Annotated in this window: 23 protein-coding genes; 16 read left to right on the top strand and 7 right to left on the bottom strand. The window is 63.3% G+C overall.

Annotated features, from left to right (window positions below):
- The first annotated feature begins 212 nt into the window (after window positions 1-212).
- Window positions 213-1,211 (top strand): YwaF family protein, encoded by a 999-nt coding sequence (locus HMPREF3104_RS00110; protein WP_246816266.1) that lies wholly within the window; start codon window positions 213-215, stop codon window positions 1,209-1,211.
- Here HMPREF3104_RS00110 and HMPREF3104_RS00115 read toward each other — a convergent pair.
- From HMPREF3104_RS00115 to HMPREF3104_RS00130, 4 genes are all read right to left on the bottom strand, one after another.
- Complete coding sequence (locus HMPREF3104_RS00115) at window positions 1,208-2,749, bottom strand: cytochrome b/b6 domain-containing protein (RefSeq protein WP_070492984.1); 1,542 nt, start codon at window positions 2,747-2,749, stop codon at window positions 1,208-1,210. The two genes, HMPREF3104_RS00110 and HMPREF3104_RS00115, sit on opposite strands and share 4 nt — an antisense overlap.
- A 2-nt stretch (window positions 2,750-2,751) precedes the next feature.
- Window positions 2,752-3,702 (bottom strand): electron transfer flavoprotein subunit alpha/FixB family protein, encoded by a 951-nt coding sequence (locus HMPREF3104_RS00120; RefSeq protein ID WP_070492987.1) that lies wholly within the window; start codon window positions 3,700-3,702, stop codon window positions 2,752-2,754.
- Window positions 3,703-3,714: 12 nt separating this feature from the next.
- Window positions 3,715-4,485: an electron transfer flavoprotein subunit beta/FixA family protein gene (locus tag HMPREF3104_RS00125; RefSeq protein WP_070492990.1), complete on the bottom strand. Its 771-nt coding sequence runs from the start codon at window positions 4,483-4,485 to the stop codon at window positions 3,715-3,717.
- A 349-nt stretch (window positions 4,486-4,834) separates the two neighbouring features.
- Window positions 4,835-6,520, bottom strand: a complete 1,686-nt coding sequence (locus HMPREF3104_RS00130; RefSeq protein WP_070492993.1) for a bifunctional ADP-dependent NAD(P)H-hydrate dehydratase/NAD(P)H-hydrate epimerase — start codon at window positions 6,518-6,520, stop codon at window positions 4,835-4,837.
- Window positions 6,521-6,557: 37 nt separating this feature from the next.
- Between HMPREF3104_RS00130 and HMPREF3104_RS00135 the strand changes: the two genes are divergently transcribed.
- From HMPREF3104_RS00135 to HMPREF3104_RS00145, 3 genes are all read left to right on the top strand, one after another.
- Window positions 6,558-8,051, top strand: coding sequence for a DUF1846 domain-containing protein (locus HMPREF3104_RS00135; protein WP_070492996.1), 1,494 nt, complete (start codon window positions 6,558-6,560; stop codon window positions 8,049-8,051).
- A gap of 48 nt (window positions 8,052-8,099) precedes the next feature.
- Window positions 8,100-8,981, top strand: coding sequence for an oxygen-dependent tRNA uridine(34) hydroxylase TrhO (locus HMPREF3104_RS00140; protein WP_052205760.1), 882 nt, complete (start codon window positions 8,100-8,102; stop codon window positions 8,979-8,981).
- Window positions 8,982-9,160: 179 nt separating this feature from the next.
- Complete coding sequence (locus HMPREF3104_RS00145; RefSeq protein WP_246816267.1) at window positions 9,161-12,313, top strand: choice-of-anchor M domain-containing protein; 3,153 nt, start codon at window positions 9,161-9,163, stop codon at window positions 12,311-12,313.
- 230 nt (window positions 12,314-12,543) lie between these two features.
- Here HMPREF3104_RS00145 and HMPREF3104_RS00150 read toward each other — a convergent pair whose 3' ends face one another.
- From HMPREF3104_RS00150 to HMPREF3104_RS00160, 3 genes are read right to left on the bottom strand one after another with little or no spacing between them, the layout of a single operon-like run.
- The gene (locus tag HMPREF3104_RS00150; protein ID WP_168156332.1) at window positions 12,544-13,044 is read right to left on the bottom strand and encodes a hypothetical protein; all 501 of its coding nucleotides are present in this window, start codon (window positions 13,042-13,044) and stop codon (window positions 12,544-12,546) included.
- Window positions 13,045-13,047: 3 nt separating this feature from the next.
- Window positions 13,048-14,016, bottom strand: coding sequence for a universal stress protein (locus tag HMPREF3104_RS00155; RefSeq protein WP_070493007.1), 969 nt, complete (start codon window positions 14,014-14,016; stop codon window positions 13,048-13,050).
- Between the two features lie 11 nt (window positions 14,017-14,027).
- Window positions 14,028-14,498 (bottom strand): MarR family winged helix-turn-helix transcriptional regulator, encoded by a 471-nt coding sequence (locus HMPREF3104_RS00160; protein WP_070493010.1) that lies wholly within the window; start codon window positions 14,496-14,498, stop codon window positions 14,028-14,030.
- A gap of 15 nt (window positions 14,499-14,513) precedes the next feature.
- Here HMPREF3104_RS00160 and HMPREF3104_RS00165 point away from each other — a divergent pair, with 15 nt between their 5' ends.
- The 12 genes from HMPREF3104_RS00165 to HMPREF3104_RS12210 all read left to right on the top strand — a co-directional run bounded on the left by HMPREF3104_RS00165 (window position 14,514) and on the right by HMPREF3104_RS12210 (window position 25,588).
- A complete protein-coding gene (locus tag HMPREF3104_RS00165) occupies window positions 14,514-14,918 on the top strand; it encodes a DUF5318 family protein (RefSeq protein ID WP_246816268.1) in 405 nt (134 codons plus the stop codon).
- Between the two features lie 11 nt (window positions 14,919-14,929).
- A complete protein-coding gene (locus HMPREF3104_RS00170) occupies window positions 14,930-17,092 on the top strand; it encodes a transglycosylase domain-containing protein (RefSeq protein WP_246816269.1) in 2,163 nt (720 codons plus the stop codon).
- A 9-nt stretch (window positions 17,093-17,101) separates the two neighbouring features.
- Window positions 17,102-18,556, top strand: a complete 1,455-nt coding sequence (locus HMPREF3104_RS00175; protein WP_070493015.1) for a glycosyltransferase family 87 protein — start codon at window positions 17,102-17,104, stop codon at window positions 18,554-18,556.
- On the top strand, window positions 18,549-18,743 hold the full coding sequence (locus HMPREF3104_RS00180; RefSeq protein WP_070493018.1) for a hypothetical protein: 195 nt from the start codon (window positions 18,549-18,551) through the stop codon (window positions 18,741-18,743). The genes HMPREF3104_RS00175 and HMPREF3104_RS00180 overlap by 8 nt, the downstream gene beginning before the upstream one ends.
- A 160-nt stretch (window positions 18,744-18,903) precedes the next feature.
- On the top strand, window positions 18,904-19,191 hold the full coding sequence (gene rpsF / locus HMPREF3104_RS00185; protein ID WP_180950555.1) for a 30S ribosomal protein S6: 288 nt from the start codon (window positions 18,904-18,906) through the stop codon (window positions 19,189-19,191).
- Window positions 19,192-19,208: 17 nt separating this feature from the next.
- A complete protein-coding gene (locus HMPREF3104_RS00190; protein ID WP_052205769.1) occupies window positions 19,209-19,781 on the top strand; it encodes a single-stranded DNA-binding protein in 573 nt (190 codons plus the stop codon).
- 62 nt (window positions 19,782-19,843) lie between these two features.
- Window positions 19,844-20,296, top strand: coding sequence for a 50S ribosomal protein L9 (gene rplI, locus HMPREF3104_RS00195; protein WP_070493021.1), 453 nt, complete (start codon window positions 19,844-19,846; stop codon window positions 20,294-20,296).
- Window positions 20,297-20,427: 131 nt separating this feature from the next.
- Window positions 20,428-21,186 (top strand): chymotrypsin family serine protease, encoded by a 759-nt coding sequence (locus tag HMPREF3104_RS00200; protein WP_141738057.1) that lies wholly within the window; start codon window positions 20,428-20,430, stop codon window positions 21,184-21,186.
- 16 nt (window positions 21,187-21,202) lie between these two features.
- A complete protein-coding gene (locus HMPREF3104_RS00205) occupies window positions 21,203-21,892 on the top strand; it encodes an AAA family ATPase (RefSeq protein WP_070493026.1) in 690 nt (229 codons plus the stop codon).
- 20 nt (window positions 21,893-21,912) lie between these two features.
- The gene (locus tag HMPREF3104_RS00210; protein WP_070493029.1) at window positions 21,913-22,587 is read left to right on the top strand and encodes an AAA family ATPase; all 675 of its coding nucleotides are present in this window, start codon (window positions 21,913-21,915) and stop codon (window positions 22,585-22,587) included.
- A gap of 345 nt (window positions 22,588-22,932) precedes the next feature.
- Complete coding sequence (gene dnaB / locus HMPREF3104_RS00215) at window positions 22,933-24,435, top strand: replicative DNA helicase (protein ID WP_083278815.1); 1,503 nt, start codon at window positions 22,933-22,935, stop codon at window positions 24,433-24,435.
- Between the two features lie 154 nt (window positions 24,436-24,589).
- Window positions 24,590-25,588 (top strand): hypothetical protein, encoded by a 999-nt coding sequence (locus HMPREF3104_RS12210; RefSeq protein WP_141738058.1) that lies wholly within the window; start codon window positions 24,590-24,592, stop codon window positions 25,586-25,588.
- Window positions 25,589-25,594: the final 6 nt, after the last annotated feature.

Here is a 25,594-nt window from a genome sequence, read left to right on the forward strand (position 1 = left end):
ACGGAAGAGTACGGATAGACCGTGTTTTGGGTATTTATCCGTAGTGTTGTGTTCGGGGTTTAGCCGATGGCGCGCAGGGCCAAGGTGGACGCGCTCGCAGGCGCGCGCTCGCAAGCATGCGCAGGCACACGCAAACGCAAACGCACACGCAAGCATGCAACAAGCGACGTCAGGGCAGGGGAGCGGCGGCGAGTCGGCTACGATCACGCCTTGTGCCAGACGCAACACCAAACCCGGGCCCAAACACCGGCTCAAACCCACCGCCAAACGCAGGGACAAACGCCCAAGCGCACGAAGCGCGACACGCCCAAGCGCACGAGGCGCGACACGCCCAAGCGCACGAGGCGCACAACGCCCAAGCGCAACACGCCCAAGCGCACAACGCCCAAGCGCACAACGCCCAAGCGCACAAAGCGCACGAGGCGCACAACGCCTGCGAAGCGCGACGCGCGATGCCGCCTCTGCTGCCGCCGTCCATTCCGTATACGCCGCCGGATTGGACGTCCCGGAATGGGGAGACGTATGGGAATATTGGGCAGTTTGATCGTCGTCACGCAGGCGTGCTCGTGTTTGTGATTGTGTTGTGTGGGGTGCTGGTTGTGGCGGCGCGGAGGCTGCCGCGCAACAAGCGCAAGGCGGCGCGCAAGGTCGCCGGGGCGGTCCTGGGTATCTGCGTTACCGCGTACTACCTGTGGGTTTTGCACCCGGATCGCATTGTGTGGGATGAGACGGCGCCGTTCCATGTCACTGATGCCCTGCGGGTGGTCACGCCGATCGCTCTGCTTACCGACGCCCCCCTGCCCCAAGCCCTCTCCTTCTACTGGGGATTCCTGCTCAATCCGATGGCGCTGCTCACGCCGGACATGGCATACGTGCAGCGCTACCCGGGGCTGCAGGAGTTTGCGTACTGGTTTTTCCACACGGCGGCGCTGGTGGTGCCAACCGTATTGACGTTCGCGTTTGGCTACCGGCCGTCCTGGAAAGACTGGCGCATCGTTACCGCCATCACGTTCGCGTGGGCGGGGTTTGCGCAGGTGATGAACAAGATCACGGGCGGCAACTACATGTTTGTGGCGCGCCACCCGCGCGGCTGGAGCCTGCTGAACCTGTTCGGCCCGTGGCCGTATTATCTGCTGGTGGTCGCGCCGGGCATCCCGCTGGTGTGGGCGGGGATGACCTGGCTGGCCAACCGCAAAAGCCGCACAAACTAGCGGCTGCTGACCTTGCCCGTCGCCCCCGCAACAGGCGCGATAAACCGCGGCCTTGCTAGGAACCACGCCACGGCAATCACCGCAACCGCGCCGAGGAACACCCACACGCCGGTCCAGTCGGTGGCGTAGGCGGAGGGGTCGACGCTGCCGCGGCCGGCGAACATGCCGGCCATGTTGCGTCGGAACCCGGTGGCCAGCACCAGGCCCACGTGCACCACGATGAACACCAGGAAGTAGATCATCACCGGGAAGTGGATCTTGCGCGCCAGCGGCGCCGACAAAACCTTGCCCGCACGCGTCCACTTTTCGGACCAGAAGCTGCTCATACGCAGGCCCGACAGGATGGCCAACGGCGACGCGATGAACACGGTGGCAAAGTACGCCAGCTCCTGCAGCGCGTTGTAGTGGACCCAGCCGTTTTCCAGCGGCCAGTCCAGCGACAGGTATTGCAGCCCGGCGGACACCGCGTTCGGGATAACGTCCCAGCTTGTGGGCACAATCCGCACCCAATGCCCGGTGGCAAACAGCAGGATGTAGAAGACCAGCCCGTTGATCACCCACAGCACGTCGAGCGCCTGGTGCAGCCACAGCGTGAGGCTGATCTTCTTGCTCGGCGCCCACCTCGGCGCCCAGTATCCTTCGGGTTTGCGTTCGTTGCGCACCTGCAGCCCGGTGCGCACGATCAGCACCATCAGGAACATGTTGAAGAAGTGCGCCCAGCTCAGCCAGGCTGGGAAGCCGACGGGTGCGTCGTCTGGAAGCGGCTGAGTGCCAGGATGCTTATCGACGAACCCCTGCCCCCACCCCGTACCCAACACCATTCGAGCAACGACAACGGCCACCACGCCAAGCACAACAGCGCCAACCAGCCACCACAGCCACCCAAGCTTCTTGGGCGCGGCTGGTGCAGCTGCGGCTGCCGGGGCTGCTGCAGCTGGCGCTGGCTGCGTCTCCGCAACTGGCTCTGCAGCCGGTTCCGCAGCGGCTTCCGGTGCCGGTTCCGCGACTGGTGCAGCGGCGTACACGCGCACGGGGACCTGTGCAGAATCCGCTTCCGGCCACGCGGGTCCACCGGCAACGCGGGGGAGCCCGCGGCGCAGCGCCACGGTTTCCAACGCCGCAGCCGGTTCCGCGGCAGTTTCGGCCAGCGCGGCAGCGGGCGCAAGAGCGTTTTCGCGGTACGTGCGCACGGGGACCTGGGCGGAGTCGGCCTCCGGCCACGCGGGACCACCGGCGACACGCGGGAGTCCGCGGCGCAGCGCCACGTTCATCGTGGCCACGCCAGCTGAAACGCCAGCAGCACCAACGTCACCAACACCAGCAACCGAAACGCCAGCACCAACGTCACCAACCGCAGCAGCACCAACGTCACCAGCGCCAGCGGCCGGAGCAACGCCAGCTGAAACGCCAGCAGCAACGCCAACGCCAGCAACCGAAGCAGCGGCAGGTTCAGGGAGCGCCGGCCCGACGGCGTCGGCGGGTGGCCAGGGTTCGCCGCCTGCAACACGGGGCAGGCCGCGTCGTAAAGAAATGCTCACATTTACGCCTTACGTTCGTTGATTGCGGCGATGAGCTGCGGCACAACCTCAAAGATGTCGCCGACGACGCCGAAATCCGCGACCTCAAAAATCGGCGAATCCGCATCCGTATTCACAGCCACAATCGTGTCCGCGGTCTGCATGCCCACCAGGTGCTGGATCGCGCCGGAAACGCCAAGCGCGATGTAAAGCTGCGGCGACACCAGCACACCGGTCTGGCCAACCTGGTGATCGTTGGAGATGTACCCGTTGTCCACGGCCACACGCGTCGCACCAACCGCGGCACCCAGCGCATCCGCCAGCCCGCCGACGAGCTCCTCGAACTGCTCGGCCGAACCCGTCGCCGCACCACCGGTGACCACGCGGTCCGCGGTGCGCAGCGGCGGTCGCGCCGACTCGTCGGTCACCGCGGTGCGCGACACCACCGTCGCCGCACGCCTGCCGGTCAGCTCAACCTCCAGCGTCTCCACCTCGGCTGCCTGGGGCTTTGCTTGCTTTTCGACGCCCCCCTGACGCACCGTCACCACCGGCGCACTATGCGTCGCCGCGCCAACGGTGAGGTAGTTGCCGCCGAAGACGGAGTGGTCGGTGATCACGCCTTGGTCGTCGCGGCGGATAGACGTGACGTCTGAAAGCAGGGCGCGCTTCTCACGCACCGCCACGCGCGCGGCGGCGTCGCGGCCCTCCACGTTGTTGGCAAAGAGGATCGCTGCTGGGTTGGTGGCGGTGATGGCGGCTACGGTGGCGTCGGCAAGCGGGATGCTCAGCACGTCCTCCGGCAGGCTCGCTACCAGCACCTTCGCCGCGCCAAGCTCACCCAGCTGGCCGGCGATCTCCTCACTGGCGGTCAGCGCGACCGGCGTGCCGATCTCACTTGCCGCGCCAAGAAGCTCCGCAGCTGTCTCAAGGGAGTCAATAACAACAAGAACTGGCTGTGTCATAGCGTCTGTCATGGTGCGTCTCCTTTAGATGAACTTCTTCTCGGCCAGGAAGTCGGCGATTTGGGTGGCGGCGGTGCCGTCGTCATGAATCAGCGTGCCCGCCTCACGCGGCGGACGCTGGCTCGCCTCAACCACAATCGCGCGCGCCGGGGCGAAATCATTCGCGTCAATCCCCAGATCCGCCAACGTCAGCGTGTCCAGTTCCTTTTTCTTCGCGGCCATCAGGCCCTTGAAGTTGGGGAAGCGCGCGTCCGGGAACGCGTCCGTCACCGAAATTACGGCAGGCAGCTCGGCGGTGAGTTCCATCGTGGCGCCGTCGCTCGCGCGCGTCGCGGTGACCGTGGAGCCGGCGACCTCCACCTTTGTCAGGTTGGTCAGCGCCGGCCAATCCAGCAGCTCCGCCACCATGGTCGGGATCACGCCGCCCGCACCGTCACTGGACACGTTTCCGGCTACCACAAGGTCATATTCTTCACGACGCACCAACGCCGCCAACACCTCCGCCGTCAGCGTAAAGTCCGCGCCGATCAGGGAGTCGTCGCTAACAATGTGGGCGTTTTCGGCGCCCATCGCGATGCCTTTCCTAATGCTCGCGTCTGCCGACGCCGGCGCCACCGATAACAACTCCACCTCACCACCGGTGGCCTCAGCGATAGTCAGCGCGGCCTCCACGGCGCGCTCCACCGCCTCGTCCGCAACGTTGTCACCAGTGCGAACAGCCAAACCCGTCTCTAAATTCAGTTCGCGTTCGCCGTACGTGTCCGGCACCTCTTTAAATAGCACTGCGATGCGCATCGCTTCTGTTACTCCTGGCTTCGGTGTTGTTAGGTGTTGCTCTAGCTTATGCTCCCCTAACCGTAGTGCTTCACCGCCACCTGCAGGAAGTCAGTGCGGGTAGGTGTGGCGCTGGGGGCGCTGGGCAGGGTGCGGATAGGTGCTTCCGCCGAGCCTCTGCAAAAAAGTGAATAGATGCTCGGTCACAGCCTTAAGTTTCTAAAACCCGACCCTCTGACCGAGCATCTACTCACAAAAAGCGCGAGCCTTGGCGAAAGCACCTATCCCCAGAACGGCGGTCGGGCTGGGTGTGTCGGGCTGGGTGTGTCGGGCTGGGTGTCGGGCTGGGTGTCGGGCCAGGTGTGTCGGGCTAGGTGAGGCAGGCGGTGGCGTCGCGCACGAACGTTGCGATGCGGCTCGCCGGGGCCGTCGCGTTCCCATACGGCGTGCGAGCGGCAAGACTTGCGGCAACCGCGTGGACAACCACGGACTGTGCGGCGACCTCGTCGGCGGGAATGTCGAGCGGGGCCTCGGCTGCGGCGAGCGCAAGGCGCGCGCCCATCAGGCCGCTGAGCACGTCGCCGGAGCCAGGCGTGGCCGCCCAGGAGTGGCCGGCGTCAACCGCGTACGCGTAGTCCCAGCCTGTGGTGCCTGCGTTGGTAGCGGCGGTGTCTGTGGTGCCAGTCGCAGGGCCGGTGGAGGGGCTGGCGGCGGTGTGGTCCGCGATGATCGTGACTCGGCCCTTGCGCACGACCGTGCAGCGCAGCGCCTTCGCCAGCGCGAGGGTTTCCTCAAGGCGCGAGGCACCCGCGCCGGCGGCACTAGCGGCACCCGCGCCGGCGGCACTAGCGGCAGTGCCAGGGCCGGCCGAAGCACCGGCCGCGCCGGCGAAGACCGCGTCGTGGAGGCGGGCGAACTCGCCATCATGCGGCGTGAGCACCGTCGGGGCGGAGCGTGAAACAAGGAGATCGCGCAGGGTGGGGGAGGAGGCGAGGAGGGTGGTGCCGGTGGCGTCGATAAGCAAAGGCTCCGGGCGGGCGAGCAGCCAGCGCAGGTCGGCTTCGGAGGTGCTGCCGGGGCCGAAGACCCAGGCCTGGACGCGGCCGCAGTCTTCGAGGCGCTCCACGGCGACAACCTCCGGCATCGCGCGCACCACCTCGGCTGCTTGCGTGCCCACGTAACGGACCATGCCTGGGGTGGCGTTGACGGCGCCGAGACAGCTCAACACCGCCGCGCCCGGGAACTCCGCGCTGCCTGCGACAACGCCAACAACGCCGCCGGTGTACTTGTCCGAAGACGGGCCGGGCGTGACGGGGGCGACGTCGAAGGGTTCCAACACGGCGAACTCGTCAGGGAACGCCTCCGGCAAGGGCTCACCTGACACGGCGCGGGAGGCAAACAGCATCATGGTGTCGCCGAGCTCGCCGTCGTCGGACATCGCCTCAAGCTCCAGCGCAAGGCTGTGCTGGCCAAGGCGGATGTCGGCGAGCAGTTGGGTGCCGCAGGCGGGGTGGAGGACGTGGGCGCGCCGCCAACCGCCGAAAGTGATCGTGGCATCCGCGGTGATGTGCAGCTCACCCGCCAAGCCGGTGTCCGCCTCCACGCCGGACGGCAGGTCTACGGCAAGCGTGGGTAGTTCAGCCACGTCTTCCACAAGTGGGCGCAGGGACTCATCGAGGCCGGGGCGGGCGGAGAGGCCGGTTATTGCGTCGATAAGCAGGCTGTACTCCCACGGCCTGTCCAGCGCAGAGATGACCCGGCCGCCGGCGGCAACAAACGCATCGAGGGCCGGCTGGTGCGCGCGACCGGCGGTGAGCAGCGCATCCACCGGGTGGCCGCCGGCGGCAAGCGTCGCGCCGGCATAGAGCCCATCGCCGCCATTGCCGCCGGGACCTGCGAGGATGAGCACGGGCTCGCGCGGTGCGAGCATCACCGACGCCGCCTCCGCCACCGCATCAGCTGCCTCCCGCATCATCGCCTCCGGGTCTTCAGTGTGGGTGCGCAGCCGCCGCTCCGCCTCAAGGATTTGCGCAACTGTCCAGGTGAAGTGCTCCATGCGGTGTAAGCGTAGTTGGCGCGGTAGGATTGCGCGCATGCCGTACACAGTGGGTTTTGACCGCGAGAAGTACATCCAGCTGCAGTCGGAGCACATCAGTGCTCGTCGTAAAGAAATCGGCGGCAAGCTCTACCTGGAGATGGGCGGCAAGCTCTTTGATGACCATCATGCGTCGCGCGTGTTGCCTGGGTTTACTCCGGATAACAAGATCGCCATGCTGGACCGCATCAAAGATGAGGTGGAGATTGTCGTCTGCTTCAACGCGGGCGATGTTGTGCGCCAAAAGGTTCGCGCCGACCTCGGCATCACCTATGAGGACGAGGTGCTTCGGCTTATCGACGTTTTCCGGAACCGCGGCTTCCTCGCCGAAAATGTCGTGGTGACGCAGCTGGAGGGCCACAACCAGCATGTGGAGGCGTTCATTTCGCGCCTGGAGCGCCTGGGTTTGAAGGTGTCGCGCCATTTCACTATTAGCGGGTATCCGAACGACACCGCCGTAGTGGTCAGTGATCAAGGCTTTGGCCGCAACGAGTACGTGGAGACGTCGCGGGATCTGATTGTGATGACCGCGCCGGGCCCGGGCTCCGGCAAGCTGGCCACGTGTTTGAGCCAGGTGTACCACGAGCACAAGCGCGGCATTAACGCTGGTTACGCCAAGTTTGAGACGTTCCCGATCTGGAACCTGCCGCTGTCGCACCCGGTGAACCTGGCCTATGAGGCGGCCACGGCGGACCTGGATGACATCAACGTGATCGACCAGTACCACCTGGACGCGTACGGCAAGCAGGCCACCAGCTACAACCGTGACATTGAGGTCTTCCCGCTGTTGCGCACCCTGCTGAAAGAGGCGACGGGGACGGAGCCCTACAAGTCGCCGACTGACATGGGCGTGAACATGGCTGGGCTGTGCATGAGTGATGATGCTGCGTGCCGCCACGCCTCTGAGCAGGAGATCATTCGGCGTTACTACCATGCGCTTGTTGCTGAACGACGCAACGATGAAGACTCCACCGTCTCCGACCGCGTACTCAACGTGATGCGCAAGGCGAACGTGACCACGGCGGATCGTGTGGTGGTGGGCCCGGCGCTTGAGATTGCTGAGGCAACCGGCAGCCCGGGTGCGGCGCTTGAGCTGCCGAGCGGCGAGGTTGTTACCGGTAAGACCTCTGACCTGTTGGGGCCCTCGGCTGCGGTGCTGCTCAACGCGCTGAAGTCTTTGGCGGGGATTCCGGATGACGTCCACCTGCTTGCGCCCGAGGCGATTGAGCCGATCCAGTCGTTGAAGACGCGCCACCTAGGTTCCGTCAACCCGCGCCTGCACACCGATGAGGTCCTGATCGCGCTGTCTGTGTCCGCGTCCACCGACCCGCAGGCGGCTGCCGCCCTGGAGCACCTGAAGTACCTGCAGGGTTGCGACGCCCACACCACCACCATCCTCGGCTCCGTCGACGAAGGGATCTTCCGCTCCCTCGGGGTGCTGGTGACCTCGGAGCCGCAGTACTGGAAGAAGGCGCTTTACCACAAGCGTTAGGTACCTGCGTTAGGTATGGGCCTATACCTCTGGCCTAGACTTTCGGGCATGACCGGAAAGATCCTGCTGTACTACAAGTTCCAGCCGATTGCAGACCCTGAGGCGGTACGCCTCTGGCAGCGTGACCTGTGCGAAGGCCTCGGGCTGACCGGCAGGATCCTCATTTCCAAACACGGCATCAACGGCACCGTCGGCGGCGACATTGACGCGTGCAAGGCCTACGCCCGCAAAACCAAGGAATACTTCCGCGGCATTGAGTTCAAATGGTCCGAAGGCTCCGCGGCGGATTTTCCCAAGCTTAGCGTGAAGGCTCGCGAGGAGATCGTGGCCTTCGGCGCGCCCGATGAGCTGCAGGTGGATGACAAGGGTGTGGTCGGCGGCGGCACGCACCTGACACCTGAGCAGGTCAATGAGCTGGTGGCGAACAACCCAGACGTGGTGTTCTTTGACGGCCGCAATGCGCGCGAAGCCGAGATTGGCAAGTTTAAAAACGCCGTCGTGCCCGATGTGGAAACCACCCATGACTTCATCCGTGAGCTGGAAAGCGGCAAGTATGACTGGATGAAGGACAAACCCGTCATCGCCTACTGCACCGGCGGCATCCGCTGCGAAGTGTTGACGCCGTTGATGAAAAACCGCGGGTTTGAAGAGGTCTACCAAATCGACGGCGGCATCGTCCGCTACGGCGAAAAGTACGGCAACCAGGGCCTTTGGGAGGGCTCGCTGTACGTCTTTGACAAGCGCATGCACACCGAGTTCGGCGCGCCGGGCGACCCGAATTTTGTCCAGCTCGGCCACTGCGTGCACTGCGGCGAAGCCACCAATGACTTCTACAACTGCGCCAACGAGCCCGAGTGCCGCCACCAGTACCTCTCATGCGCGGCGTGCCGTGAGGCGAATCCGGTGTGTGGGGAGTGCGCTCAGAAATAGAGTCGCCCGGGGCTGCAGTAATTTCCGAATTACTGCATTCCGGCCCCTAAACGCCCAGGTGGTGGCACGTACTCCCGGGATTGCTACGGCAGCGCTGCCGACCTCTGCTATTGCTCTTCCGCAGGCGCCTAGTTAATCTAAATGACATTCATTTTCATTAACTGCGGGAGAGCATCCTGTTGCGCACACGTTTCCCGGCGCTTGTCGCCACTCTGACCCTCTTGTTCATCGGCGCGCCTCTGACCCTCGCCGAGTCCGCAACCACCGACGGCAAAATAGTGCGCACCCAAACGCACGTGGATTCTCCCCACGCGGTGTGGGAGGACGGCAACTTCCGGCTCATGTCCAACAGCGCCGGGCTCGTCCCCATTGAAAACACCGTGAACTGGGTCAGCCGCGGGCGCGCCGATGGCGGGCTTGGCGCCTACGCTTGGCGAGTCCCCGATGACCCGCGCTTCAACTTCCTCGGCGTCGAACCGGGCCACCTCATGTACTTCGGAGGACCCGCCCACGGCTTCCCCAAAAACACCATGCCCATCTGGGCTGGCTTCGGTGCGGCTGCGGATCTGCCCACGGATCAATTCCGGGCGGAGTCCTTCAACATGGAAATCGTTGGTTTTTCCGGCCCGGGCAAGATGGAGCTGTTCAACTACAGCGATGAGACCTATCCGCTAACGCGCCTGTGGTCCTCCCACGACCCGGGATTCCGCTCAACCTGGGTCAACGCCGGCACCCACACTCACAACTCCACGACGTTCACACGCCCCGGCCTCTACCAAGTCACCTACCGGGCAACCGCGCGGATGAAGGACGGTTCTTTTATCCACTCCGCGCCCCAAGCGCTGACCTGGCAGGTAGGCGGCACCGATCCTGCCCAGCGCACGATCACGGACATCGTTGCAGCGTATAACGCCGCGCCGAGCATCGGCACCGGCACACCGACATTCAGCATTGCGCCTTCCACCGCGTCGACGAAAGGCGCGGAGCAAGGCGTCCTGAGCACGCTGACCTTTGAAACCGGCAACCCCAACGACGCCGGCCACGTCCAGTTCTTCATCAACGGCTTCTACCTCGCCGAGCGCGAAGTTACCGGCGGCACCGCCACGTGGGATGAGATGCTCGGCCACGACACCTCCGACCTCCAAGCCGTCTACATCCCCAGCGCATCCTCGCCCACGCCACGCTGGGTGTCTGCACCGCTGCGCTTCCGCACCGGCGACCCCAAAACCGCGACTGGGGAGGGTGCGGGGGTTTTGCCGTCGCCAAGCATGGAGCCCATCCCCGCGTTCGACACTGCCCCCCTGACGCTTACCAGCCCCGACGTCACCGTGAGCACCTCCGCGGTTTACGGCGAAGACATGCGCAACATCGACATCACCGTCGAACCCGCCGATCCCCGCACAACACTGCGCGTCACCGGCGGCTTCTACAGAATGGACGACGGCCCACTTGACACTATGCCGCGCGATGCCATCGCCGACTGTGAAGTGGACTTCACCTCCGCCCCAGGCAGCAGGAAGAGCAAGCAGCTTATCGACGGCTGCCAACGCCCCAACTACCAACTCCTCCTCCGCTTCATCCCGGAGTCTCGTTCCAACGCTGCGGACGCCGCCCTTGTCAGCGTTCCCCACACCGATGCGTACGCCCCGATCCCGGGAACGACAGTGCGTCTCGGCGGCGGGGGGAGCGAGGTGCCTTCCTCGCAGCCAACGGAGCCGTCCGAGCCTGTGCCGTCCGCTCCTACTGCGCCCTCGGAGCCCGCTCCTTCCGAGCCTGCGCCCACGGCCCCCTCCGAACCGGCCCCCTCCGAGGGCCAGCCTCTGAACTTGAGCTCCGGGCACGTTGACATCGCGCCGTACTACGACAACGACGTGCTCCACCTGCGCATCAAGGATGAGACGAACCTCCACCAGCGCGGCGCCGTGTGGCGACGTCCCAACGACGTCTACTTCACCGTCCCCTCCCAGGTGAGCACGACCCTGCCCGAGAGCATCGAGGGTTTCGCCGAGAAAGGCACCATTGCCTACATCCTCCCGGAAACCCAACGGTCAGGCGTGGTTTGGCCCGGACTGAGCAGTGAGCACGCATACGCGCAAACGAAGAAGGATTACACGTTCACCTTCACTCCGCTCAGCGCGCCGGAGGGCGGCAAGTGGATCGCGTTCCGCGGCAACCAAACCTCCCCGCAAGACCGCCTAGCCGGTAGCGATTCCACCCGCGCGTACACCACTGAAGGCCCGGAGCACATGCATGTTTCGTGGGCGTTCAGCAAACCGGGCACGTACGAGATCGGCGTGTGGGTTGCGGAGAAGGGTGGCACGCCATCCCAGCAGGAAGTGCTGCGTTTTGTCGTCGCCCCCGATGCCAAGCCGGACACCATCAAGGAGATCACCACAGGTCACATCGATTTTGGGCCCAAGCTTATCGACGCCACCCCGCACCTCCTCATCAACACCGACGACCAACACCACGTCCCCGAAACCGTGGTCCTGCGGGTGAAGGACAACCGGAAAGTGACAGCTACCGACGCTATTGCAGATTCGCTTTCCTTTACCGGCATCGTTGAGCGTGGTGCGAGCATTTACCACCTCCCACTCATGCTGGACCGTGACAGTATCTGGCCTGGCTGGGATACGTTCCGAGTCGCCGAGCAGTACCCAGCCGGCGTCAATGTGGAAGTCCGCCCACGCTCCACCCCGAAGGGCGGCGCATGGTGGGCCGGGCACATTCCCTCCCTCGGGGTTCCGGAACGCACACTGGCCAGCTCCACCGGAACGCACACCATTTCCGGCGTGAGCGAGGGTCCTTTCCACATTCACGCCGACTGGGTGTTCACCAAACCCGGCACGTACACCATGGACATGCGTGCGGTTGACCCGCAGGGCAAAGCCGTCACCGAGTGGTCCACGATCACATACCTGGTCGGCAACGCCACTACTGAGCCTGAGCCCGCGCCGGGTTCCCCAGCGCCCGGTTCTCCCGCGCCCAGCTCTCCCGCGCCTTCCCCGGCACCTTCGCCTTCCCCGTCGGGCACAACCAAGCCAACCCAGCCAACCCAGCCAACAACATCCTCAACAACCCCCAAGACATCCACCCAGTCCACAACCACCAAGCCCACAACAACCAGGTCAACAACCCAGTCCACGACAACCCAGCGCACAAGTGCACAGTCGGCAACCACCCAGTCCACAACAGCGCAGGCAGCGTCAGTGGGCGGTGGCGGTAGCGGTGGCAGCCTCGCTTCAACCGGTGCGAGCGTCATGCTTCCCGTAGCCATTGCGATGCTGTGTCTCATGGCCGGCGGAGCGCTCATCACACGGCGTCGTCGATGAAGTAATTTCGGAATTACTGCATTCTGGCCCCTAAACGCCCAGGTGGTGGCACCTCCTCCGGGAATTGCTACGGTAGCGCTGCTGACCTCCCTGACAAATGTGACGAGGCGCCCGGGGCTCCTCAGCAAAGGCCCAGGCCATAGCGCTTCGAACAAATTAGCGAGGTCAGATTTTTCAGCGGGCCCGCGCCCCGGGCGGAGCCACTACCAAACCCCCCAAACCCCAAAAACCTACCCGGCGAAATCCCGGGCTAGCATGCCAACGGTGATGATCAGCCAGACCATGGTGAACGGCACCAGCGGCAGCCAGAACACGCCCATCCACGGCATCCAGCGTTCGTAGCGGTTGAGTTTGCGCACCATGATCACGGCGCAGCCGAGGAGCATCGCAACGGGTGGGATGGAGGTGAGTACTGCCCACCAGGTGCGCCAGCTTTGGCTGCACAGCCAGGTGGCTTCGCCGGCATCGCATAGTGGCCCGCCGGCGACCCGCCCAACCAGACCCAGCAAAAGCGCGAACCCAAGTGTGACGCCCACGGTTGTCAGCGCGTACCAGAGTGCTTGGCGGGTAGACGCGCTGTTGCGCCGCGCCACTTCCAGCGGGTCCGGCTCGTCGGCTAGCTCATCAAAGTCGCGCGGGGCTGGGCGTACGCGGGAGAAGCGGTCTTGGCCGCCGTGTAGGTCATTTTCCGGGTGATCCCAGCCTTGATCTCTGCCCTTGTCCATATTCATTGGCTACTTCACTCCTCGTGGGTGGATGATCACTGGCACGGGCGCAAACCGGATGAACTCGCCTTCGCGAGAGCCAACAAACACGCGCTTGAGCTGGTCGGAAGGCTGCGATCCCATGCACAGTAGGTCGCCTTTCTTCCATTTCACGGAGTCGATGGAGCGCTTCCAGCCTTTGCCGCTGGCTACAAAAGCGTGGACGTCAAAGTTGTCGGCGCAGGTCGGCCCCATTGCAGACGCCACGCCGTACGCCTGGTCGCGCGCCCGATCCAAAAGCCCGAGGGTGGATTCGTTCCACTCGGCGGCCAGGGAGAGGTCGTCGGTTTGCTCCTGGGGTGAAAAGGCGATGATGCGCAGCGGCACACCCAGGACGCAGGCGAGGGTGGCGGCGTAGGGCAGACCGGAGAAGCGGCCTTCGTCGCGTGGTTGTGCGGATTTTGAGGACTCGATAAGCGCGTACGTAATGCGCGTGATGCCTTTGCGCGACAGCTTCACCCCACGCGGCGCGAGCCCGAGGGGGACGGGGGAGGAGTGCATCAGCTCGTCTGCAGTAGAGGAGGGCCGGAATCTGCTTTTTTGCGTTTTCACGCGCGAGCCCAACACAATCATGTTCGCCGAGAAATCCGCAGCGCATGAATATAGCGACCCAGCAACATCGGTGCGCTCTGCCAGCTCGGCGAAGTCTTTTGCCCACTGATCGCGCGGAATGTGCGCTTTGAGTACGCGTTTGGCTTGCAGTTCAAACTCTTGGGCGCGGTCGCGGAACCAGCGCTTGTATTTCTTGCCGGACAAGGGTTTTTTCCAGGTGCCTTCAACGGCGGAGAGCACTTTGACCTTGACTGGCAGTGAGCGGCCGAGCCATGCGGCGAATTCGATGGCTTCGGTGTTCTGCGCGTCCCACCCCACGACAACGCGTAGCGGCTTCCCGTCAGCGGGGAGTTCCGCTAGTTCTTTGGTAAATGAGCGAGCAACCATCGGTTACTACTTTAGCTGTGCTCCAGGTCCCTTTTAGAAGATGCCTCGGCGTAGGTTTCCGCAAGCGCGTTGATGGCGTCTGCGGCCTGTTCGATCAGCTTGAGGTGGTTCTCATCCAGCGTGCTGATCATCTCGGCGAGGGACTGGGTACGCTCTTCGCCCACACGCTTGAGCTCTTGCATGCCCAGCTCGGTGAGTTCGACGCTGACGCCGCGGCGGTCTTCCACGGCGCGGGTGCGCTGGACCAGGCCTCGTTTTTCTAGCTGGTTGATGGTGTTGGAGGCGGTTGGCATGCGCACGCCCTCGGCGTCGGCAAGCTGGCTAATGCGGCTCGGTCCGTGCTCGGCGATCCGGGTCATGATGGACAGCTGCGGGCCGGTCAGCTCTGAGTGCTCGGCGGTGCGGAAGTAGCTAACGTAGAGCTTTGTCATGGCTGGGCGCACGCGGCGGGCTAGCTCTAGAGCGTCTTGTTCGTTGGACATGGAGGTTCCCAAAGGTTGAAGAATCTAAAGTTTTCCGACGATGGTACACGCAAAAAAATTGTTTACACAAACGAGTTGTCGCACGAATGGCAGCGCCGCACCACACTCAGGGATCTGCATCAGGGGCTTTTGCTTGCCGACGCCTACCTGGACGCCGACCACCTCCTGATCACAGCCGCACGTTTTCATGGGTTTGAGGCACAGGTGGCATGCCCCGTCTGTAAGCAAGATGCCCTGCGTTATGTCCGCTGGGTTTACGGGGACAACCTGGGCCGGCGCAGCGGCACCGCAAGAGATGAGGCCGAGATTGCCCGTCTGGTGGAGGAAGTGGGCCCAATTACTGTGCATCTTGTAGGGGTCTGCGAATCTTGTAAGTGGAACTTCCTGCTCAAAGAGGTTACAGCGCAGCTGCCAAGGTAGTGTGTCATTTTGTGGCAGAGAACGTGGAGAAGAAGGCGAAGAAACCCAAGACGCGCTGGGGGCAATGGCTCCTAGCGCTACTGCTGTTTCTTGTGCTGTTGGCTGCAATCCCGGCAACGTGGTTTGGCATCAAATATGCCGAAGCCCGCATTCCGGAGCCGGGCGAGATTGAAACAGCGCAGATCTCCAACATTTATTTCAGTGACGGCGCAACGGAGCTTGCCCGCGTGGTGCCGCCGGACGGCAACCGCGTGCAAATCCCGCTTGATAGCGTGCCGGTGCACGTCCAAAACGCCGTCCTCGCAGCAGAGGACCGTGACTTTTGGGAGAACTCCGGCTTCTCCTTTACCGGCTTCGCCCGTGCCGCGATCGGTCAGATCACCGGCAACGTTGGCGCTGGCGGTGGCTCCACCATCACCCAGCAGTACGTGAAGAACGCGATTGTGGGCAACGAGCACTCCTATGAGCGCAAGGCTCGTGAGCTGGTCTACTCCGTGAAGATGACCAACTCCTGGAGTAAGGAGGAGATCCTCAACGCGTACCTCAACACTGTGTATTTTGGCCGCAACGCCTACGGCATCCAGGCTGCGGCAAACGCGTTCTTTGGCAAGCCGGCCAGCGAGCTGACGCTGGAGGAAGGCGCCGTGCTGGCTGCCTCCATCCAGCTGCCGTCCCAGCTGGATCCGTGGACCAACCCGGACGGCGCAAACGCGCGCTGGAACTACGTCATGGACGGCATGGTGGAAACCGGTGCGATCACGCCAGAGGAGCGCGCCGCGGCGCAGTACCCGGAGACGCGCGACCCAGCCTCCTACTCCCCGTACACCGAGGCCACCGGCCCGAACGGCCTGATCAAGAACCAGGTGATCACGGAGCTGGAGTCCCTGGGTATTACGGAGGATGACCTGACCAACCGCGGTCTGCAGATCACCACCACCATTGACCCGAGGACGCAGGAGATCGTGGAGCGCGTTGCGCGCAACAACCTGGCTAACCTGCAGGAAGACGCGCGCACGGGCGTGGTGGCTATTGATCCTTCCACCGGCGGCGTGGTGGGCTACTACGGCGGCGATGAGCCGAACGGTTGGGACTACGCCAACGCTGGTCTGCAGACCGGCTCCACGTTCAAGATCTTCACGCTTGCCTCTGCGCTGCAGCAGGGCATCAAGCTGACGGATACCTTTGATTCCTCCCCGGTGATGCTGCCCGGCGGCATCCAGGTGACTAACTGGGACGGCGGTGGCGGCGGCGTGATCACCGCCAAGGAAGCCACGCGTACCTCCTCCAACACCGCGTACCTGCGTATCCAGGATGACCTGGACAACACCACGCAGGACACCGCTGACATGGCGCACGCCTTGGGCGTTGCCCGTTCCATCCCGGGCATTCCGGTGACCCTGCGTGAAAACGGTGGCCAGCCCTATGAGGGCATTGTGCTGGGTCAGTACCAGTCGCGGGTGTTGGATATGGCGTCGGCAGTAGGCACGCTCCTGGAGCGCGGTGTGTACCACCCGGCCCACTTTGTGCAGAAGATTGTGGACGGCAACGGTGAGGTCCTCTATGAGGCGGATCAGACGTACGCTGAGCGTCGAGTAGCAGAGCAGGTAGCAGACAACACGATCGACGCCATGCAGTCTGTCGTCGGCTACTCCAACGCCACCCTCGCCGGCGGACGCCCCGCCGCAGCCAAGACCGGCACCGCCCAACTGGGCAACACCGGCTTGAATAAGGACGCCTGGATGGTCGGCGGCACCCCACAGCTTTCCGTGGCTGTGTGGGTTGGTACCGCGGACAACACAACCGCGATCTTCAACGAGTGGGGCGGCAACATGTTCGGCTCCAACACTCCAGCCAGGATCTGGAAGGGCGTGCTGGATGAGGCGCTGCAGAACGAAGAGTTCGAGGCCTTCCCAACCGCCAGCCCGGTCTACTGGGGTGTCAAGCCGTACTCCGGCGGCACCAACCTGGGTGGCCGAGACGCGAGCTACTACTACACGCCAACCACCACGCCACCGTCTGAGGAGGAGCCGACGGAGGACCCGGAGGCACCTGCACCGGGCGAGCCAGTACCTGCACCGGCGCCAGTACCCGCCCCGGCACCGATGCCGCCCCCGCCGCCGATTAGCGACGCGATTAGTGACGCATTGGATAACCTCAACAGCATCTTCCAATAAAGGAGCGAGATGACCGCCACCCAGACCTGGCCGGATCCCACGCACCGCGTCCAGCCCGGGCGTACAGAGCCGCTGGCTAAAGGCTGGGTGGACTACCTCGGAGGACCGATGGGCCGCTACGCGCAAATCGGCCGCGCCCGCTTTTGGACGCCGCTGCGCGCCATCTTCGCCCTGGCCTACGTGTTCCTTACGTTAGGCGGCCTGTCCAAGGCGAACTGCTCTTTAGGCAAGCCGGATGATGACGGCGTGATGCAACTGAACTGGGACGGCAACCGCCAGTTCACGTCCTTTTGCTACAACGACATCGTCCCGCTCTACGGCGCGCGCGGCCTAGACCAGCCCGGCTTTGTCTATGACTACTCCTGGGTTGAGGACGGCCTGACGCGCTACATGGAATACCCGGTGCTGGCCGGCCTGTTCCAGCAGTTCACCGCATTTATCTCCCGCAACACCTACTTTGTAGCCAGCAAGTTTTTGCCCGAGGTGGGCTGGTATTTCTGGATGACGGTGCTGTTTTTGTCCATCATCTGGATCTGCACCGCCCGCATGGTGGCAGAACTGGCCGGCAACCGCATCTGGGACACCCTGCTTGTGGTCGGCTCGCCGCTTTTGATCATGCACGCGTTTACCAACTGGGACATCCCGTCCATCTTCTTCCTGGTCGCAGCCCTTCTGGCGGCGCGCAACAAGAAGTGGTGGCTGGCCGGAATCCTGATCGGCGCCGGCACCTCGTTCAAACTTTGGCCGCTGTTTGTGCTGGGCGCCTACCTGACCATTACCATTCGCAAGCGCAACCTCGTGCCGTTTTGCAAGATGCTCGCCGCCACCGTTGTCACCTGGCTTGTGATCAACGTGCCCGTCTACCTGCGCAACGCGGACGCCTGGGGCGAGTTCAACCGCCTCAACACGGACCGCGGCTGGGAGTGGACCACCATCTACGCGGTGATCTCGCGCACCTTCGGCTGGGCTGGGTTCGACTCCGGCGAGGGCGCACCCGTCATCCTCAACACGGTCACGTTCGTGCTGTTCGCAACAGGCTGCCTGGCCGTGCTGATCATGGGACTCAAGGCCCCGAAAGAACCGCGCGTGGCGGAGCTTTTGTGCCTCATCGTCGGCTTCTTCCTGCTGTTTAACAAGGTGTGGAGCCCCCAGTACTCCATCTGGCTCATCGTCCCAGCGGTGCTCGCGCTGCCGCACTGGAAACTGCTGCTGACGTGGATGACGGTGGACATGATGGTCTGGCCGGTACTGATGTGGCACATGCTTGGCACCGACAACCTGGGCCTGCCGGGCGAAGTGCTCGACATCGTGATCATCTGCCGTGACGCGCTGATCATCACCATCATGGTGCTGGTTGTCCAGCAACTCTTCGGCCGTCGCCCCGACATTGTCGCCCAAGCACACAACGGCCACGACCCGCTGCTTACCCGCCCCACCGACTGGCAGGAGCCCGCCCATGCTTAACGCCACAACCATCGCCGGCATCGTGTCCATCGCGGTGGCCTTCATCCTGTTCCTTGGAGCCTTTTACTTCACGACGCAAAAACGCACCACCCTCGCCATCACCCTGGGCATCGCAGCGTTTCTTTTCATGACAGTCATCCCTGTTACCCTCGCCGTCTTCGGCGCAGCCCCGAACCCCGGCGGGTGACCGTGAGGGCAGGTAGGCGTCGATAAGCAAAAAGCCCCTTTTGGCGGACCCCCGAATCTGGGGTACCCTAGCAAGGTTGCTTGACGCCAAGCGACCCTCCTGCCATCGCCACAAGGGTGATGGCCGAAGAAAACAAAGACCATAGGAGGTGATGAGGTCCGTGCGTCACTACGAAGTAATGATCATCCTCGATCCGCAGCAGGATGAGCGCACCGTCGCCCCGTCCCTGGACAAGTTCCTCGAGAACGTCCGCAAGGATGGCGGCAAGGTGGAAAAGGTTGATGTGTGGGGCAAGCAGCGCCTTGCATACCCGATCAACAAGAAGGAAGAAGGCATCTACGCGGTGCTCAACCTCGAGTGCGAGTCCGACACCGTCGCAGAGCTCGACCGCGTCCTGAGCCTGAACGAGAACGTGCTGCGCACCAAGGTGCTGCGTACAGACAAGTAAGAGCAAAGGAAACGGAAATGGCTCAAGGCGATACTCAAATCACCGTTGTAGGCAACCTCGTTGCAGACCCAGAGCTGCGGTTCATCCCCAGCGGAGCTGCCGTAGCAAACTTCCGCATCGCGTCCACCCCGCGTACATACAACCGGGACACGAACCAGTTCGAAGACGGCGATGCACTGTTTCTGACCTGCAACTGCTGGCGCCAAATGGCAGAGAACGTCGCCGAAACCCTGACCAAAGGCATGCGCGTCATTGTGACGGGCCGCCTGAAGCAGCGCTCCTACCAAACCCGCGAGGGTGAAAACCGCACTGTCTTCGAGGTCGAGGTCGATGAGGTTGGACCGTCCCTGAGGTACGCCACCGCCAAAATTGCCCGGACCACGCGTGAGGGCGGGAACGGAAACTTTGGTGGCCAGCGTCAGAACCAGCAAGCCCCGGCGCAAAACCAGGGCGGGTTCGGGCAGTCCCAGCCGCAGCAGTTTTCGCAGCAGCCGCAGCAACAGCAACAGCAGCAGCCTGCGAATGACCCGTGGAACTCCGCACCGTCGTCCGACTCGTTCGGCGGTATGGATGATGAGCCACCGTTCTAAACACGCTTCTTTTTTACGAAAACCACACTCAAACTTTTCAACCAGAAGGAAGGTTAGGATTCATGAAACTGATCCTCACCGCTGCCGTTGAGAACCTTGGTGAGCCCGGCGATATCGTCGAGGTCAAGGACGGATACGGCCGTAACCTCCTGCTGCCGCGCGGCCTGGCCATCCCGGCTACCCGCGGCGCGGAGAAGCAGATTGCAGACATCAAGCGTGCCCAGGCTGACCGCCAGGTGCGCGACCTGGAGCACGCAAAGGAGCTGCGTGACCAGCTGGACCAGCTGACCGGCGTGAAGGTTGCTGTTCGCACCGCCGAGAACGGTAAGCTGTTCGGCTCCGTCACCCCGGCTGACATCGCTGATGCGGTGAAGGCTGCTGGTGGCCCGTCGCTGGACAAGCGTCGCATCACCGTGCCGAAGGGTCTTGTGAAGAAGACCGGCGGTTTCCAGGTGAAGGTTGCTCTCCACGACGATGTGGAAGGCAAGATTAACTTCGAGGTCGTTGGAGCATAGTTTGCTTGACGACGATTGCGTGAACCACCCATAACGCAATCCACGACAACAGCATTTTGGCCGCGGGGCCCGCTTGTGAGGAGCGGGCCCGGCGGCTTTTTCGTGCCTGGGCGCTGGCTAGAATGACCGGCATGGTGTTTCGTGCTGCGCGTTCCGTTTCGGGCGCTGTTGTCGCTGTTGTTATGGCCGTTGGTTCTGTCTTGGCGGCGCCGGCGGCGTCTGCTTCGGTGGTGGTGCACCCAGGGGATGTGATCCGCATCCAGTACTCGAACGGTGCGCGTTATGGTTGCACGTTGAATTCGGTGGCGCAGCGTGGTGGGGCGCTGTATGGGGTGACGGCGGGGCATTGTTTGGCGCCGATTGGTGGGGCGCGTCCGGTGGCGGTATACGCGGTGGATGGGCGCACGTTGCTCTCGGACCTTCGTGACTCTGGCTATACATACGAGGGCGATAACACCCTGGGCGGTGCGTTGACGGACGTGGCCTGGTTCCGCCTGCCGGGGGACGCGGTGAACGCTTCCGTGGTGCGCGGCGGCTATGTTGACTTGCCGTTTTTTGGTGCGAATCACGCGGTGAGCCAGTTCGCGCAGCGCGTGCACCCGAACCGTGCGGTTGTTTCAAGGCAGCCGGTGACCAGCGTGAAGCAGTGGGACGTGGTGTGCAAAGACGGCGGGCGCACCTCCCGCACCTGCGGGCGCGTGCTCAACGTGAACCCGGATACGGGTGAGATCGCGGTGGCGATCTTGGCGTGGCAGGGTGACTCGGGCGCGCCGGTGTACACGGTGAATCCGGATGGCAGCGTGAACATCATCGGCATCGCCTCGGGTACGGCGTACGGGTTCCTGTTGGCGGTCGATGCGGCGGTGCCGCTGCCGGCGGGCCTGCACTAGCGCTGCAACTGACGCTATGTTTGTTACCCGCGTTCGCATTGACGCCCCGGTGGTGGGCTACGCCGCTGGGCTTCCCGTGGTGCGCCAGCTCGCCCAACGGCCGCTGGAGCTGGCGCAGGTGACCATCCTGACTGGCGACAACGGTGCGGGCAAGTCGACGCTCATCGAAGCGATTGCGATTGCAGCCGGCGCGAACGCGGCGGGTGGTTCCAGGAACGCACGCTTCGAGGCGGCCGACCACTCGCTTTTGCACGAGGCGCTGACACTGACGCGCCGCAAAAACCCTCGCGACGTCTACTTCCTCCGCGGCGAAACCTACCTCACCCTGGCCAACTACCACGCCAGCCTCGGCCCCGACGACGCGCTAGTTGGCCTACCGCAGCGCAGCCACGGCGAGGGCATCATGGACCTCGCGCGCACCCGCCTCGGCCCCGAAACGCTGATCATTCTTGATGAGCCCGAAGATGGCCTCTCCGTCTTCTCCCAACTCGAACTCCTCGGCCGCCTCACGGTGCTTGCCCGCCGCGGCGCCCAAATCCTCATGGCCACCCACTCGCCGGTGCTGCTGGCCATCCCGGAGGCCCGCATCCTTGAGGTTCCCAGCTTGGAGCCTTTGCTTTTCGACGCCTGCGAGCCCCTCACCGCCACCCGCGAATTCATCAACGACCCCGCTGGCACCGCCGCCTACCTCACAAGCCCCGAGTGAGGCTCTAGTCTTTGTAGTTGATGTTTATCACCCGCATCTCCATCGACGCCACGAAGGCTCCCGCGTGGGCCATGGACACGCCCGCGATTGCGCATGTGGCGGAGTTCGGCTTTGACTTCCGTCGGCCAATCACGGTGTTTACCGGCGGCAACGGGGTGGGCAAATCCACGCTGTTGGAGGGGGTCGCCAGGGCGTGGGGGTTTGCGGTTGAGGGTGGGGCGTGGGGCGTCGATAAGCCTGGGGCTCATGACCCGATGTTTGGGGCGCTGACGCTTGCCACTGGGCCGCGGGCGAAGGTTGCCGGGTACTTTTTGCGCGGGGAGACGCACACGGCGATCACGGAGTTTGGCGGGCGCTCGCACGGGGAGTCCGTGCTGGAGGTGACGTCCCGGATGCAGCCGAACGCGCTCTACCTGCTTGATGAGCCCGAATCGGGCCTCTCCGCCATCTCCCAAATGGCGTTACTCGCGCAGCTGCATGCTTTGGGACGCCCAGATACGCAGGTGGTGATGGTGACGCACTCGCCAATCCTGCTGGGTGTGCCGGGCGCGGAGATTGTGGAGGTGGGCGAGCAGGGCATGACCCGCGGCGTGGCCGTGGAGGAGACGATGGCGTTTCGGGCCATGCGCGACTTTCTGGCTGACCCGCACGGCATTGCGGAGTACATGGCCGAGTGGGCCGCGCACGAAGAGTGATTCCACCCCCGCGCCACCCCTGTGAACAATTGTGGATAAGTAGCGCATAAGAATGCCAGCGCAGGCGGCGTGTCGCTGTGTTGAGTGCCGAAAATGGGCTTGTCAAACCTCGTGGTCAGGGGAGTTATCCCCCGTTTGTTCGCTCCGGTGCGGCTTTGCATGTATATAGCTTGAGCTGCGTTGATGTGATGGGTTGCTGTGCGTTTGCAGCGTGATTCCACAAGAATTCCACAGGGTCGGCGAGGTACCTGTGGACAACTCGCACGCAATACGCAAAGTTGTCCACAGGGCCTGTGGATAACTCTGCGTGGGGTAGTGTTTTACACACAGTGAAAGGGGATCATCGTGGCCGCCAACAACAGTTTTGAAGACGACTACGTCTTGCCGCCAGAGCCTGCGGATGACGTGCCGCCGGACTTCTCGGACTTCTCGGATGACGCGGGGTCATCGTCGGGATACCAGCCGCGGAGGGGGTCTTCGCGCTACGAGCGCGGCAGGCAGCATTGGCAGAACTCGCAGAACTCCGAGTACCGCACCCCGCCGCATGATGAGCGCGCGGAACGCTCCGTGCTCGGTGCGATGCTGCTGAACCAGGACGTGGTCATTGACGTGGTGGACAAGCTGCGTTCGGATGACTTCTACTTCCCGGCCAACCAGCTGATCTTCAACGCGATTGTGGATCTGTACTCGGACGCCAGCGAGATCGACGTTTTGATCGTCGCCGGCCGCCTGGACCGCTTCAACCAGCTGGAGCGCGTCGGCGGTGCGCCGTATCTGCACACGTTGATCTCTGAGGTGCCGACGGCGGCCAACGCCCTGTATTACGCCAACATCGTGGAGGAGAAGTCCATCCTCCGCCAGCTGGTCAACGCCGGCACGCACGTGGCCCAGCTTGGGTACGAAGGCGAGGAAGGCATGGAGGTTGAGGCGCTTGTAGACCGCGCGCAGCAGGAAGTCTTCGCCATCACTCGCAACGACGCCGGACAGGACTACCGCGCGCTATCCGAGCTGCTGAAGCCTACTATCGACGAGCTCACGCAAATCGCCGCCGGCGGCGCCCTCGACCAGGGCGTGCCCACCGGTTTCATCGACCTGGACAACCTGACCAACGGCCTGCACGCCGGCCAGATGGTGATCATCGCGGCGCGCCCGGGCGTGGGTAAGTCCACACTGGCGCTGGATTTCATGCGTTCCTGTTCGATTCACCACAACAAGACCAGCGTGATCTTTTCGCTGGAGATGAGCGCTTCTGAGATCATCATGCGTTTGTTGTCGGCGGAGACGGAGATCAAGTTGTCGTCGATGCGTTCGGGCCAGATGGAGGAGCGGGACTGGGAGAAGCTGACCAAGCGTCTCACCGAGATCCAGGACGCCCCGCTGTTTATCGACGACTCCCCAAACCTCACCATGATGGAAATCCGCTCCAAAGCCCGCGCGCTGAAGCGTCAGCACGGCCTGGACCTTGTGGTGCTGGACTACCTGCAGCTGATGAGCTCCGGCAAGAAGGTGGAGTCGCGTCAGCAGGAGGTCTCGGAGTTCTCCCGTCACCTGAAGCTGCTGGCCAAGGAGCTGGAGGTCCCCGTGATCGCGATTTCGCAGCTGAACCGTGGCCCGGAGTCGCGTACGGACAAGAAGCCGCAGCTTGCAGACCTTCGTGAGTCGGGCTCGCTTGAGCAGGACGCCGACATGGTGTTTTTGCTGTACCGCCCGGATTCGCAGGATCGTGACGACGAGCGCGCCGGCGAAGCCGACATCATCGTTGCCAAGCACCGCGGCGGCCCGATTGACACGATCCCGGTGGCGCACCAGCTGCACTACTCGCGCTTTGTCAACATGGCCCACGGCTAAGCCCCGCAAATTTTGCGGAAAACACCGCGCTAATCCCGAAATTGGTGCATTCCGCGGTGTAAAACCCCTAGTGGCAACACGTGCTCCCGGAATTACTGCATCGCATTTCACGCGGGGAGGGAACCGAGCCCGGCTGCACGCAGTCTAAAGAGGTATGAATGAAAAGCCTCACCGCGGGATGGACATACCTGCCGCGAACGCCCTTGTAGACAATGTTGACCCTTCGCGCCCTGGACTCTTTCAGCTGAGCCCCCATTACTGGGTGTCTAACCATGAGCTGCTGTCGCCGGCTTTGGCCACACACGTAGCCGCTTGCAATCCGCAGCGCATCCAGTATCTGGCGCCTGCGCGGCTACGTGCCGCCGCGCATGCTCTTGCACATCCAAATTTTGTGCTTACCGGCTTTGGCGCTTTGGCTCTTTATGGTCTCCCGTTTTTGGTGGAGGGATGCGATATTACGTTCCTAGCTGATGGTTTTTCACGCGCCCAGCGTGCCTCACTTTTGCAGCCAGGTGTAAGACGCGGCTCCATTCCTGGCCCTGATGTGTGGCTGGCGCGCTGCCGAGGGACCCGTGTCCAGGTGGCGTCTCCCGCGCTTGCCACGATGCAGGCGCTGAAGTTAGTAAGAAGAGGCACATCCAGATGGCCCGTGGTCAGTGCCCCCGGAAAGGATGATGCGTTCACCAGGGCAGTTCAGCTTATCGACGCCACACGCCGCCACCTCCACGTCGACCCCACCAAAGTCCTCGCAGCTGGACAGCAACACATTGACATGCTGTGGCTCAGTTCAGTGATTGGCGTGTCATCTGGTTTTGCAGATTCTCCCAAAGAATCAGAGATGAGGTTGATCGCCCAGTTCTTGGCGGATAAACATGGGCTTTTGCTGGAAGAACAGGTAACGATCTGGAAGGAGGGTCGGATTGTTACCACCTTTGACCTTGTCCTCATTGACATGAAGCGGCGACTGACGGTTGGGCTTATGTATGACGGGGCGCATCACTGGGACAAGACGCAGCGAAACAAAGATGCGTCGATTAACTTGGAGGTGACGCTTCAGGGGTGGACGCCGCTGCGGTATTCAGATGAAACGCTGCCGCAGATGTACGGGCAGCTGGATCGATTGTTCCAGGCGAGCGGTGGGGCAGTGCAGTAATTTCCC

It is taken from the genome of Corynebacterium sp. HMSC30G07 (genome assembly GCF_001806945.1).
In the GTDB taxonomy this organism is placed as follows: Bacteria; Actinomycetota; Actinomycetes; order Mycobacteriales; family Mycobacteriaceae; genus Corynebacterium; species Corynebacterium riegelii.